12 protein-coding genes are annotated in these 11397 nt (G+C 70.2%); 5 read left to right on the top strand and 7 right to left on the bottom strand.

What is annotated here, in order from left to right:
* Positions 1 to 10: 10 nt before the first annotated feature.
* On the bottom strand, positions 11 to 853 hold the full coding sequence (locus IJ15_RS0113535; RefSeq protein ID WP_031938880.1) for a LysR substrate-binding domain-containing protein: 843 nt from the start codon (positions 851 to 853) through the stop codon (positions 11 to 13).
* An 84-nt stretch (positions 854 to 937) separates the two neighbouring features.
* Between IJ15_RS0113535 and IJ15_RS0113540 the strand changes: the two genes are divergently transcribed.
* The 3 genes from IJ15_RS0113540 (at position 938) to IJ15_RS0113550 (ending at position 4427) form a co-directional block, all read left to right on the top strand.
* Complete coding sequence (locus tag IJ15_RS0113540) at positions 938 to 1924, top strand: bile acid:sodium symporter family protein (RefSeq protein ID WP_031938881.1); 987 nt, start codon at positions 938 to 940, stop codon at positions 1922 to 1924.
* 148 nt (positions 1925 to 2072) lie between these two features.
* Complete coding sequence (locus IJ15_RS0113545) at positions 2073 to 3422, top strand: glutamate decarboxylase (protein WP_197059822.1); 1350 nt, start codon at positions 2073 to 2075, stop codon at positions 3420 to 3422.
* A 33-nt stretch (positions 3423 to 3455) separates the two neighbouring features.
* Complete coding sequence (locus IJ15_RS0113550) at positions 3456 to 4427, top strand: alpha/beta hydrolase (protein WP_031938883.1); 972 nt, start codon at positions 3456 to 3458, stop codon at positions 4425 to 4427.
* Between the two features lie 7 nt (positions 4428 to 4434).
* On the opposite strand, the gene IJ15_RS0113555 is transcribed toward IJ15_RS0113550, so the two are convergent.
* The 4 genes from IJ15_RS0113555 to IJ15_RS0113570 all read right to left on the bottom strand — a co-directional run bounded on the left by IJ15_RS0113555 (position 4435) and on the right by IJ15_RS0113570 (position 6535).
* Positions 4435 to 5040 (bottom strand): YqgE/AlgH family protein, encoded by a 606-nt coding sequence (locus tag IJ15_RS0113555; protein WP_031938884.1) that lies wholly within the window; start codon positions 5038 to 5040, stop codon positions 4435 to 4437.
* Positions 5041 to 5094: 54 nt separating this feature from the next.
* Positions 5095 to 5358 (bottom strand): YgaP family membrane protein, encoded by a 264-nt coding sequence (locus IJ15_RS0113560; protein WP_031938885.1) that lies wholly within the window; start codon positions 5356 to 5358, stop codon positions 5095 to 5097.
* A gap of 27 nt (positions 5359 to 5385) precedes the next feature.
* Positions 5386 to 5715 (bottom strand): rhodanese-like domain-containing protein, encoded by a 330-nt coding sequence (locus tag IJ15_RS0113565; protein ID WP_031938886.1) that lies wholly within the window; start codon positions 5713 to 5715, stop codon positions 5386 to 5388.
* A gap of 127 nt (positions 5716 to 5842) precedes the next feature.
* A complete protein-coding gene (locus tag IJ15_RS0113570) occupies positions 5843 to 6535 on the bottom strand; it encodes a TetR/AcrR family transcriptional regulator (protein WP_031938887.1) in 693 nt (230 codons plus the stop codon).
* Between the two features lie 140 nt (positions 6536 to 6675).
* Here IJ15_RS0113570 and IJ15_RS0113575 point away from each other — a divergent pair, with 140 nt between their 5' ends.
* Together IJ15_RS0113575 and IJ15_RS0113580 are read left to right on the top strand one after the other, a co-directional pair.
* Positions 6676 to 7623, top strand: coding sequence for an NAD-dependent epimerase/dehydratase family protein (locus tag IJ15_RS0113575; protein ID WP_031938888.1), 948 nt, complete (start codon positions 6676 to 6678; stop codon positions 7621 to 7623).
* A 9-nt stretch (positions 7624 to 7632) separates the two neighbouring features.
* Positions 7633 to 8928, top strand: a complete 1296-nt coding sequence (locus IJ15_RS0113580; RefSeq protein ID WP_031938889.1) for an MFS transporter — start codon at positions 7633 to 7635, stop codon at positions 8926 to 8928.
* 4 nt (positions 8929 to 8932) lie between these two features.
* Here IJ15_RS0113580 and IJ15_RS0113585 read toward each other — a convergent pair whose 3' ends face one another.
* Both IJ15_RS0113585 and IJ15_RS0113590 read right to left on the bottom strand, forming a co-directional pair.
* On the bottom strand, positions 8933 to 9475 hold the full coding sequence (locus tag IJ15_RS0113585) for a hypothetical protein (protein ID WP_031938890.1): 543 nt from the start codon (positions 9473 to 9475) through the stop codon (positions 8933 to 8935).
* A 79-nt stretch (positions 9476 to 9554) separates the two neighbouring features.
* Entirely contained in the window at positions 9555 to 11318 is a 1764-nt protein-coding gene (locus tag IJ15_RS0113590; protein ID WP_156112097.1) for an alpha/beta hydrolase, read from the bottom strand.
* Between the last annotated feature and the right edge of the window lie 79 nt (positions 11319 to 11397).

Consider the following 11397-nt stretch of genomic DNA (forward strand, 5'->3'; position numbering starts at 1 on the left):
GCCCCGACACTCACAGCGCCGATGCCCGGATCGCCTCCATGAGAGCCTTCTCCGGGTCGCTGGGCGTTCCGGCACGTCCGAGCAGCACGAACTCGACGTCGCCGGGATCCGGGAGCCCCAACCGCTCGCCGACGGGCCGCAGCTCGGTGGGCAGCAGCGACTGCGCATGCACGATGAAACCCAGTCCGGCCAGGACGGCCGCCCGCAGCCCCGCCCGGCTGTTCGCCAGGCACGTGATCCGGCTGGGCAGACGGGCCGTCTCGAGCGCACCGAGCGCGCACGCGCGGGTGATGCTGGGCGGCGGATAGGCCACCAGCGGCACCGGCGACGACGGATCCCACTCCGACTCCGGCGTCCCACCCCACACCAGTCGATCCCGCCACACCAGGTCGCCGTGCGTCTCACCGGCCCGCCGCATCACGAATGCGAGGTCGAGTTCGCCGGATCGGAGCTGGGCGTGCACGGTGCGACTGAGGCCCACCGTGAGCTGCAGGTCCACCAGCGGGTGGGTGCGTCGGAAGTCCCGCAAGATCTGCGGCAGCCCCTTCGCGACCAGGTCCTCCGCGGCGCCGAACCGCAGCCGTCCGGTGAGCGTCGACCCCTCGAAGTAGCGACTCGCGTGGTCGTGGGCGTCGAGGATGGAGCGGGCGAACCCGACCATCGCGGTGCCGTCGGCGGTGAGCTCGACGGTGTGGGTGTCGCGGGCGATCAGCTCCCGCCCGGCAGCCTTCTCGAGCCGCGCGATGTGCCCGCTGACGGTGGATTGCCGCAGACCCAGCTGCCGCGCGGCGGCGGTGAACCCGCCGGTCTGCTCGACGGCGAGGAACGTCCTGAGGAGAACCGGATCGAACATTCCCCCTGCTTATCACGAAACACGATCACAGTTAACGAGTTGAACGTCTTTCATGATCAATAGCGGGGAAGATACCGTTGGCCGGTGAAGTTTCTGAGCAGGTTCTACATCGACGGATTCATCCTGTCGATCGCAACGGTCGCGATTCTGGGCAGCCTGTTCCCCGTATCCGGCACCGGTCAGACCATCCTCGACTGGGCCACCAAGATCGCGATCGGCTTCCTGTTCCTGCTCTACGGCGCCCGACTGTCCCCCGCCGAGGCGCTGCAGGGCCTCAAGCACTGGCGCCTGCACTCGGTGGTGTTCGCGTCGACATTCGTCCTGTTCCCGCTCATCGGCCTGGCGCTGCGGATCCTGGTGCCGACCGTGATCACCGACGAGATGTACACCGGCATCCTGTACCTGTGCCTGGTGCCGTCGACGGTGCAGTCGTCGATCGCGTTCACCTCGATTGCGAAGGGCAACATCGCGGGCGCGATCGTGAGCGCGTCGTTCTCGAACCTGCTGGGCGTGTTCGTCACGCCGCTGCTGGTCATCCTGTTGATGAACACCACTGGTGAGGCGACCGTCGACTTCTCGTCGGTGCTCGACATCGTGCTGCAGTTGCTGCTGCCGTTCATGATCGGCCAGCTGATCCGTCCCCTCGTCATCGACTGGCTGCGGAAGTACGCGGAACCGACCAAGCTCGTCGACCGCGGATCGATCCTGCTCGTGGTGTTCTCGGCCTTCAGCGCGTCGATGAACGAGAACATCTGGAGCACCGTGACGGTGCTCGAGGTCGCCGTGGTCATCGGGGTGTGCGTCTTCATCCTGGCGGCGGTCCTGGGCATCACCGCGTTCGCCGGCAAGAGGCTCGGCTTCTCCCTGCCCGACCGGATCGTGATCATCTTCTGCGGATCGAAGAAGAGCCTTGCGACGGGCCTGCCGATGGCGTCGGTGCTGTTCGCCGGCCAGCCCGTCGGCCTGATCGTGCTGCCGCTGATGATCTTCCATCAGATCCAGTTGATCGTGTGTGCCGCACTCGCCCAGCGCTACGCGAAGCGGACGAATCCGGAGCCGGTCGTCACCTGACCGCACTCGCGTTCGCGCACACCGACGTCGCTCCTGAGGTTCAATGGAGGGCAGGTCAGGTGTGTCCGAGAAAGCCGCAGTCCTATCGGAGGCGAGCGTGAGCAACAACCACCACCATCACCACAACCACGAATCCCGCGACGTCATCATGCCCGCCTACACGGGCCGAATCGCGACCAATCCCGTTCCCGCACTGCGGCTACCCGAGGACGACATGGATCCGCGGGCCGCCTACCGGTTCATCCACGACGAACTGATGCTCGACGGTAGTTCCCGGCTCAACCTCGCGACGTTCGTCACGACGTGGATGGACTCCGAGGCCGGCGCGCTCATGGCCGAGACGTTCGACAAGAACCTCATCGACAAGGACGAGTACCCGGCGACGTCGGCGATCGAACAGCGCTGCGTAAACATGGTCGCCGCGCTGTTCAACGCCCCGGACCTGGTCGACGACGATCCGGCGTCGGCGACGGGCGTCTCGACGATCGGCTCGAGCGAGGCCGTCATGCTCGCCGGGCTCGCGATGAAGTGGCGGTGGCGCCAGGCACGCGAGAAGGCCGGCCTCGACGCGTCCAGGCCGAAACTGGTGATGGGCAGCAACGTCCAGGTGGTGTGGGAGAAGTTCTGCCGCTACTTCGACGTCGAACCGGTGTACCTGCCGATGGAACCCGGCCGGTACGTGATCACCACCGAGCAGGTGACGGCGGCGGTGGACGAGAACACCATCGGTGTCGTCGCGATCTTCGGCACCACCTACACCGGCGAACTGGAACCGGTGAAGGACATCGCGGAGGCGCTCGACGCCGTCGCGGCAGGCGGCGGCCCCGATGTCCCGCTGCACGTGGACGCGGCCAGTGGCGGGTTCGTGGTGCCGTTCCTCAACCCGGAACTGGAGTGGGACTTCCGGATTCCACGCGTCGTCTCGATCAACGTGAGCGGTCACAAGTTCGGCCTCACCTACCCGGGAATCGGATTCGTGATCTGGCGCGACAGCGAGCAACTGCCCGAGGAACTGGTGTTCCGGGTGAATTACCTCGGCGGCGACATGCCCACGTTCACCCTCAACTTCTCGCGCCCCGGAAACCAGATCGTGGGGCAGTACTACAACTTCCTGCGCCTCGGACGCTCCGGCTACCGAAACATCATGAAGTCGTTGCGGAGCACCGCAATGTGGTTGAGCGGCAAGCTCGCCGACGAAGGGGACTTCCGGATTATCAGCGACGGATCGGCCATCCCGGTACTCGCGTTCGAACTCACCGGCGAGCAGAATTTCACCGTCTTCGACATCTCCCACGAATTGCGGGCCCGCGGATGGCAGGTTCCGGCGTACACGATGCCCGCCGACGCCACGGACGTCGCGGTACTGCGAGTCGTCGTGCGCGAAGGATTCAGCGCAGACCTGGCCCGTCTGCTGTTCGACGACATCCACACGGTGCTCGATTACCTGCGGCAGGACGGCGTCGCGATCCACTCGAAGGCGCAGCACTTCGCGCACTGAGACAGGCCCGTCGAAAGCGCAAAGGAGCCCGCGATGTCCGCCCTGCCCGATCCACCCGATCCCGTACTCGAATCAGCTGCAAAGGAATTGACGGACGCGACCTCACCGCACCCGCGAATCTACGAGGTCCCGCCCGAGCAAGGGCGGCAGATCCTCGCCGATCTGCAGGCCGGCGACGGTGTGCCGAAGCCGATGGTCGAGGAGCAGTGGGTGCACGTCGATGCCGGCGAACGCGGCACCGTCCGCACCCGCATCGTGCGTCCGGTCGATGTGTCCGGCGACGTCCCGATCCTGCTCTACATCCACGGCGCCGGATGGGTGTTCGGCGACGAGAACACCCACGACCGGTTGGTGCGTGAACTGGCGGTCGGCGCGGGTGTCGCCGTCGTCTTCCCGGTGTACGACCGGGCCCCGGAGGCCATGTACCCCACCCAGATCGAGCAGAACTACGCGGTGGCGCTGTGGGCCGCGAGGCAGGGCAGCGAGTACGGGCTGGACACCTCCCGCATCGCGGTGTGCGGGGATTCCGTGGGCGGCAACATGGCGACGGTGCTCGCGCTCATGGCCGCCGAACGTGGCGACGTGAACCTGCGCGCGCAGGTGCTGCTGTACCCGGTGACGGACGCGAACTTCGAGACGGCGTCGTATCTGCAGTTCGCCGACGGCTACTACCTCACCCGCGACGGCATGAAGTGGTTCTGGGACCAGTACATTCCGGATCCGGAGCAGCGCACGGACGTCTACGCGTCGCCCCTGCGGGCGCCGGAGGAGCGGTTGGCGGCGCTCCCGACGACACTGGTGATCACCGACGAGGCCGACGTCCTGCGCGACGAGGGTGAGGCGTACGCCGCGAAACTGCGCGCCGCGGGCGTCGATGTCACCGCCGTCCGGGTGGAGGGAATGGTCCACGACTTCCTGATGCTCGACAGCCTGCGGGATTGCCGCGGGACGATCGTCGCGCGCGAGCTTGCGATCGACGCCGTGCGGCGAACGCTGGTCGGCTAGCGCACCGTCAGTTCAGGTCGAGATCGATCGGGTGCGTCGCCAGCAGCGCGAGCGGCATCGGCTGACGGCGCAGCACCTGCCCCCAGACGTCTGTCCGGGGCGGGCTGATCACGTCGGAGGCCAACGCCGACAGCACGATCCAGTCGTCGTGGTCGATCTCGGCGTCGAGCTGCCCGATGGTCCAGCCGGCGTAGCCGGCGAAGATCCGCAGCCCCTCCACGACGGGGGCGATCCGCTCGGGATCGGCGTCGAGGTCGACGAGCACGACCCGCCCGTCGATCCGCCGGAGCCCCGGGATGCCGGTGACGTCGGCGCCGGTACGCAGGGTCGCCAGGCACAGCGCGGCGTCCCGGGTGACCGGCCCGCCGACGTACAGGGCCGCCGGCCTGGCCGCGAGCGGCGCCCACTGCGGCAGCACCTCCTGCACGGAGGCCTCGCTGGGCCGATTGAGGACGACGCCGAGGCTGCCGGCGTCGTTGTGCTCGAGCATGTAGACGACGGTCCGCCGGAACGTCGCCTCGGTCAGATCGGTGGACGAGACCAGCAGACTGCCGGGCCGCACCACCGGTTGAGTCGATGCCGTGCGATCCTCAGGTTCCTCCGGGTGCGCCACCGGCTCATCATCTCACCGACACGCCCCCCGACGGGAGATTCGCGGGCGAACGGATTACGCCGCGTCGCCCTCGGGCTTCGCGGGTGCGGGCACCGCGCAGGTGCCGGTGCGCGGAACGCCGAGCTTCTGCAGCAGCAAGCTCATCGGGCACCATCCGACGATGCCGTAGAGGACCAGGTTCGCGGACGCGAAGGCGGTGAGGCCCCGCCACTTGGGCGAGTGCGTGCGACCGAGCAGCAGGCTCGTGCCCACCACGGATCCGCCCAGCAGCGGGACGATGCGGTCGACGGTCCAACCGGAATGCTTCGGCAGTGCCATGTCGTGTACTCCTCGTGTGACGTGGGGTCAGTCCGGAGTGGTGATCGCGAGGCCGGCGCGGCGCCAGGCGTCGATGCCGCCGCGCACCAGGTAGGTCTCGGCGCCCAGCCGGGACAGCTGACGCGCCGCGTTCGCCGAGCGTCCGCCGGAACGGCAGATCACGACGACGGGTCGACCCGCGACCACCTCGATGCCGTGGTCGATCACCTCGTGCAGCGGTAGGTGGGTGGCACCCGGCGCATGACCGGCGTCCCACTCCGGACGCGATCGCACGTCCAGCAGGACGGCGCCCTGCTCGACGAGGTCCTGCGCCCTGTGCACGTCGACTGTTCCGTACGACTTCCGAAAGATGCCCACGGACCTCGACAGTAGGGCCACCCTGCCCGCTCTCTCCAGACCCCCTGGGGTGGGGATCGTTCTCCACCCGCGACTGTATACCCCAAGGGGTATCGGGTCGACGTGTCGTCGACCACGCCCCGACGGCTCAGCCCAGCCCCAGGATCCGGTCCAGCACCGTCAGGTGGTGCTCGAACAGCGCGGCCGGATCCGCGAACGTGCCGGCGCCGTACTGCCCGAACACCTCGAAGTTCACCGCGCCGAACAGTGCCGCCCAGGCCATGACACCGCGGGCGAGGACCTCGTCGGGCACCGTCAGGCCCATCTCGGCACGGATGCGGTCGAGGTCCGCGGACAGCGCCGGATCGACCTGCGACGCCGGCACCGACAGCACCCCCGCGCGATGTGCGTCCTCGACGATGCCGACCAGCACGACGATCACCCGGGTGCCCGGACCGGTCGTGCGCTCGGCCGGTGCGTGGTAGCCGGGGACCGGGCTGCCGAACAGCAGCGCGTAGCGGGCGGGTTCCCGGACCGCCCACGCGCGCACCGCGCGGGCGAGGGCGTGCAGACGGCCGCGATGGTCGTCGGCCGGGAGGGCGGCGACGGCGGCGTCCACCTCGGCTCCGAGCTCGGTGTAGCCGTCGATCACGAGCAACGTGAGCAGTTCGTCCCGGCTCGCGACATATCGGTACACCGCCGACGAGACGACGCCGAGATCGCGCGCGACGGCGCGCAGCGACAGGGCGGCCGCACCCTGCGTCGCCAGATGTTCGCGGCCGATACGGGTGATCTCGGCGAGCGTCTGTTCACGGGCGCGTTCACGAGGGGTGACGGTCATGGACCCACACTGCCCGAGAAACGAGAGCACTGTCAACAAAAGAGAGCACCGCTCTTGACAGGTTGCCGGCCCGGGCGCATCGTAGAGAAAGAGAGCAGTGCTCTCGTTTCCGAATCCCTCAGCGAGAGAGTGAGCACGTGATGTCGAATCTGCAGGTAGTGACCGGCGCCGGACCTGTCGGCTGGACCGTCGCCGAGCAACTGGCCGACGCCGGCCACGACGTGCGGGTGCTGACCCGCTCGGGCAGCGGCCCGGATCATCCGCGGATCGAACGCCGCCGGGTCGACGTCTCCGACCCCGCCGCCCTGGCGCCGGCACTGCACGGCGCCACCGCCGTCTTCCACTGCATCCACGGCTCCGCCTACGACGCCCGCGTCTGGGAACGCGAGCTGCCCGCCGCCGAGCAGGTGGTGCTCGACGCCGCCGGACGGATCGGCGCGGTGGTGGTGTTCCCGGAGAGCCTGTATTCGTACGGCCGGCCGGACGGACCGATGACGGAGGACGGGCCGCGCGCCGCGACGACCGGCAAGCTCGGTGTGCGCACGCGTCTGCTCGCGGCCCGCGCGGCGCATCCGACGCCGACGGTCAGCGTCGTCGCGTCCGACTTCTTCGGGCCGCACGTCCGGGGCGCCCACGCGGGGGAGCGGATGGTTCCGTCGGTCCTGAACGGGAGGACGATCCGGGTGATGGGCCGCGCGGACGTCGCCCACTCGTTCACCTACGTCCCCGACCTGGCCGCGGCGATGATCGCCGCGGCGCACGATCCGGACCGGTGGGACAGCGTGCTGCACGCGCCCACCGCGCCGGCGGTGACCCAACGGCAGATGGTGGAGGCGTTCGCGAAGGCCGCGCAGGTGCCGGCGCCCACGGTCGGCACGCTGCCCGGCTGGGCACTGCGCGCGGTCGGGGCGGTGCACCGGCCCACGCGGGAACTCGCGGAGACGCTGTACCAGTTCGAGGCGCCCTTCGTGATGGACTCGCAGCGCAGCGAGCAACTGCTGGGGCTGGAGCCGACCGCACTCGACGACGCCGCGGCCGCGACGGTGCGGTGGTGGCGGAGCGAGATGGCGACCCCGGCCGCCCGATAGGGTCGCCGTGTGCGCAGATGGAGTTCGATTCGTGGGTCGTGGGCGGCCGCCGCCACGACCCTGCGCCACTCGCCCGGCCTCGCCCGCCTGACGGCGGTCCGGTTCGCCAGCCAGTTCGGCGACGGACTCTTCCAGGCCGCGCTCGGCGGGGCGATCCTGTTCAACCCCGAACGCGAGACCGAACCGCTCGCGATCGCCGCGGGCTTCGCGGTCCAGCTGCTGCCGTACTCGGTGATCGGCCCGTTCGCGGGCGCACTGCTGGACCGCTGGGACCGGCGCCTGGTGTTGCTGTGGGCGAATCTGCTGCGGGGCAGCCTGATCCTGCTCATCTCGGCACTGCTGATCTCCGGCGCGGGGGAGACGCCCCTGTTGCTGATGGCGCTCGCCGCGATCGGCGTCAGCCGGTTCGTGCTCGCCGGCGTCTCCGCCTCACTGCCCCATGTGGTGCGACAAAGCTGGCTGGTACCAACCAATTCGGTGCTCGCCACTGCGGGGTCGGTGTTCTCGGCCGTCGGCGCGGCGACGGCGGTGGCCGTGATCGCCGCGATCGGGGAGGGTGATCTCGGCTCCGGTGTCGCGGTGGCGGTCGGTGCGCTCGGGTCGGTGATCGGCGCGTGGGCGGTGGGCGGATTCGGCCGTCGCGCACTGGGTCCCGCGGACGGCGTCACCACGACCCGAGGCACGGTGACCGCTGTCCTGTCCGGGCTGCGTACCGGAGCGACTGCGGTGTGGCAGGCGCCCGGGGTCACCACAGCGATGATCGGCATCGGTGCCCACCGCATCGCCTTCGGCGTGAACACCCTCGTGATGGTGCTGATCCTGCGCGACCCCGCGACCACCGGTTCGCTGCCCGAGGGACTGGCCGGATTCGGTGTCGCCGTGGGCGCGACCGCGGCCGGCATGCTGCTCGCGGCGCTCGTCACCCCCTGGCTGATTCCCCGCCTCGGCCGCCCCCGCACCGTGACCGTCGCCCTCGCGTTCGCGACCGTCGTGCAGTTCACGCTGATCACGACACTGTCGCAACCGCTGCTGCTGGCCGGTGCGTTCCTGCTCGGGTTCGCCGGACAGACGGTCAAGCTGACCGGCGACGCCGCGATGCAGATCGAGATCGACGACGACCGTCGCGGCCAGGTGTTCGCGCTGCAGGACACCATCTTCAACATCGCGTTCTGCGCCGCGGTGGCCGCCGCGGCCACGGTGGTCGCCCCCGACGGGCGCTCGCTGGGCCCGGTCCTCGCGGCCGGTGGCGTCTACGCGCTGGGTCTGGTCGCGATCGCATTCAACGCGCGCCGCACCCGCGTCTGACCGGTCACCGCCCGTCCCGCCGGACGGTGTCCAACCGGCCGTCGCCGTCGGTGTCGCCGAGTTGCACCGACATCCGTCCAGGCTCCTCCTCGGCGACCAGCACCGTGTCGTACCGGGAAGTCTCCCGCGTCGAGACCAGCACGACATCGGGTTCGCCGTCACCGTCGAAGTCGACCAGTGCGTCGTCCGCCGCACCGTCACCGTCGTAGTCGACGGTCCGCCATCCCGCCGGATCGGGCGGTTCCGGAAACTGCGGCGCCGGGGCCGGGACCGCGGACTGCGCTGTCCCCGTGACCTGCCGGCCCCAGACGCCGGTGCGTTCGGGATCGGCGAAGTACCGGGCCGTCTCCCCGACGTCCAGCACCGAGCGGTCGGCGGTGCCGTCACCGTCGCTGTCCCACATCGCATCGTCGAACAGGCCGTCTCCGTCGAAATCGAGTCGTACCGCGTCGAACTCGCCGTCCGCGTCGAGATCGAGATCGGCCACCGACGTCCATGTGGTGGGCACACCGTCCCCCGTGCCGAACCAGTACTCGAGTGATCCCATACCTCTGTGGACGCACCGCGGCGGGACACGGTTCCGTGGGATCGCCCGACCGGGGTCGGGGGTGGCGCAGCGACCATCTCTATCCGGTGCGGGCGGGGTCGAACCCGCGGTGGCCGCTGTCCGCGCCCCCCGCGACGGTGACCGCCCGTTCCGGCAACCCCGCGACGATCGCCGCCAGGTTGTAGCCGCTGGTCCGCAGGTGTCCGTCGGCGCCGGGGCGCGGATACTCGCTGTGCCCGGACGCGCCGTCGCGCGCCACCCCGTCGGGTGTCGTGCCGGCCTCGGTCGCGAGATGGGTGAATCCGTCGGTCGCGTGCGGTCCACCGCCGAACGGTCCGGGCCCGAACCGGTTGAGCCGGGCGATCACGTCACCGTCCGCGGTCATCTCGTACGCACGTCCCGGCGCGAGACCCAGATCGCTCGGCGAGCGGACCCCGACCAGGCCGGGAGAGCCGTAGACCACCAGGTCGTCGACCGCGTGCCGGCCCGGGCCGTGCAACGCCAGCCCCGTCGTGACCGACCCGTACGAGTGCCCGACAGCAGTGACGTGCGGATCGGATCCGGTGTGTGCGGCGCCGAGTCCGTCGTAGAACCGGGCGAGGTCCGACGCCCCGGCCCGTGCCCGATCCTCCAGTGCCACCGCCAGTCCGCCCTCGACCCGGTCGACGACGCTCCCCGACATCTGCGGCGCGTCGTAGCCCACCCAGACGATGGTCGCGACCGTCTCGTGCTCGCGGCCGGGTGCGGCACGCAACTGGATCTGCGCCTCGCGCCGCAGCGCCACCGCCTCGTCCACCATCGGACCGAGCGTCGAGCGCACCGCGGAGTTCAGCCCCGGCGTGGAGACCGCGATGTGGTCGGCGGTATCCGGGTCACCGACCGCGACGGCGGCCCGCACCTGTTCACCGGCACGGACCTCCAACAGCAGCAGCATCCGGTCCGGATGCTGCTCGATCGCGACCTGGACCGCGTCCAGGTCCGCCAGCCTCCGGTCCGCCTCCGCGATTCTCTTTCGCGCAAAGAGTGATTCGACGCTGCCCAGGCTCGTCACTCGGCCCCACTGCTCCCGGTGTTCCGCCTCCAGCGCCGCACGCTCCGCCGGCAGACGATCGGTGTTGACCCGGTGCCGCACCGCGGCGGGGAGGCCGTCCAGGTTGCCGACACTCGCGGGGGCGGTCTCGACCAGCGTCTGCTGCTGCCCGGCGGTGAGCGCGTCCCACCACGCCCGGTTCGCGGCCGCGCCCGCACCGTCCGGGGGCGGCGGAACGAACCGCTGCACGCCTAACCATCCGGTGCCCGGATCACCGGCCCGGGGCAGCCGCGCGAACGCGGCGGTGATCAACGGCGTCGCGCGGTCGTCGGCCGCCGCCAGGTCGCCGAGCGCACCCTGGATCACGGCCCGGTGCTGCCGCGCCCGACGTTCGGCGACGGCGGTCACCAGCGCTGCGTCCACCCCCGACCCCGGTGCGGCCAGGAACAACTCCGCCGGGACCGCGACAGCGCCGTCCTCGGGGACCGCGAAACCCTCCGCCTGGGCCGCGGCAACCGCGTCCAGAATCACGTCCCGAGCAGCGTCGAGTTGCGCCGCAGCTGAATTCGCGGCATCGGCGGCCTCCCGCAGCGCCGCCACGGCACTGTCCGCGATCGCAGCGATCTCCCCGGCCCGCGCCCACGCCGCGTCGGCGGCCACCCCACCCCAGACGTCCCGCGCGCCGCGCACCGCCCGTCGATACCCGTCGACCTCTGCGTCGACCAGACCGGCACAGCTGCGCCACCGCGCACCCTGCTCCCGCAACACCGACGGGGTCCACGCCCGTGCGAGCGACACCGTCGGGTCCGTCACCGAAGAACGTCCGATGTCCACAGTCCCGCAACGACTTCGGAGATGGATGCCGCACCGGCGGCATCGACCCGCGCATAGT

Origin of the sequence: Prescottella defluvii (assembly GCF_000738775.1) — a bacterium.
Lineage (GTDB): Bacteria > Actinomycetota > Actinomycetes > Mycobacteriales > Mycobacteriaceae > Prescottella > Prescottella defluvii.

Bases quoted from the DNA above. Each gene is read 5' to 3' on its own strand.
- IJ15_RS0113535 (WP_031938880.1), bottom strand. From the start codon at position 853: ATGTTCGATCCGGTTCTCCTCAGGACGTTCCTCGCCGTCGAGCAGACC.
- IJ15_RS0113545 (WP_197059822.1), top strand. From the start codon at position 2,073: ATGCCCGCCTACACGGGCCGAATCGCGACCAATCCCGTTCCCGCACTG.
- IJ15_RS0113550 (WP_031938883.1), top strand. From the start codon at position 3,456: ATGTCCGCCCTGCCCGATCCACCCGATCCCGTACTCGAATCAGCTGCA.
- IJ15_RS0113560 (WP_031938885.1), bottom strand. From the start codon at position 5,358: ATGGCACTGCCGAAGCATTCCGGTTGGACCGTCGACCGCATCGTCCCG.
- IJ15_RS0113570 (WP_031938887.1), bottom strand. From the start codon at position 6,535: ATGACCGTCACCCCTCGTGAACGCGCCCGTGAACAGACGCTCGCCGAG.
- IJ15_RS0113575 (WP_031938888.1), top strand. From the start codon at position 6,676: ATGTCGAATCTGCAGGTAGTGACCGGCGCCGGACCTGTCGGCTGGACC.
- IJ15_RS0113585 (WP_031938890.1), bottom strand. From the start codon at position 9,475: ATGGGATCACTCGAGTACTGGTTCGGCACGGGGGACGGTGTGCCCACC.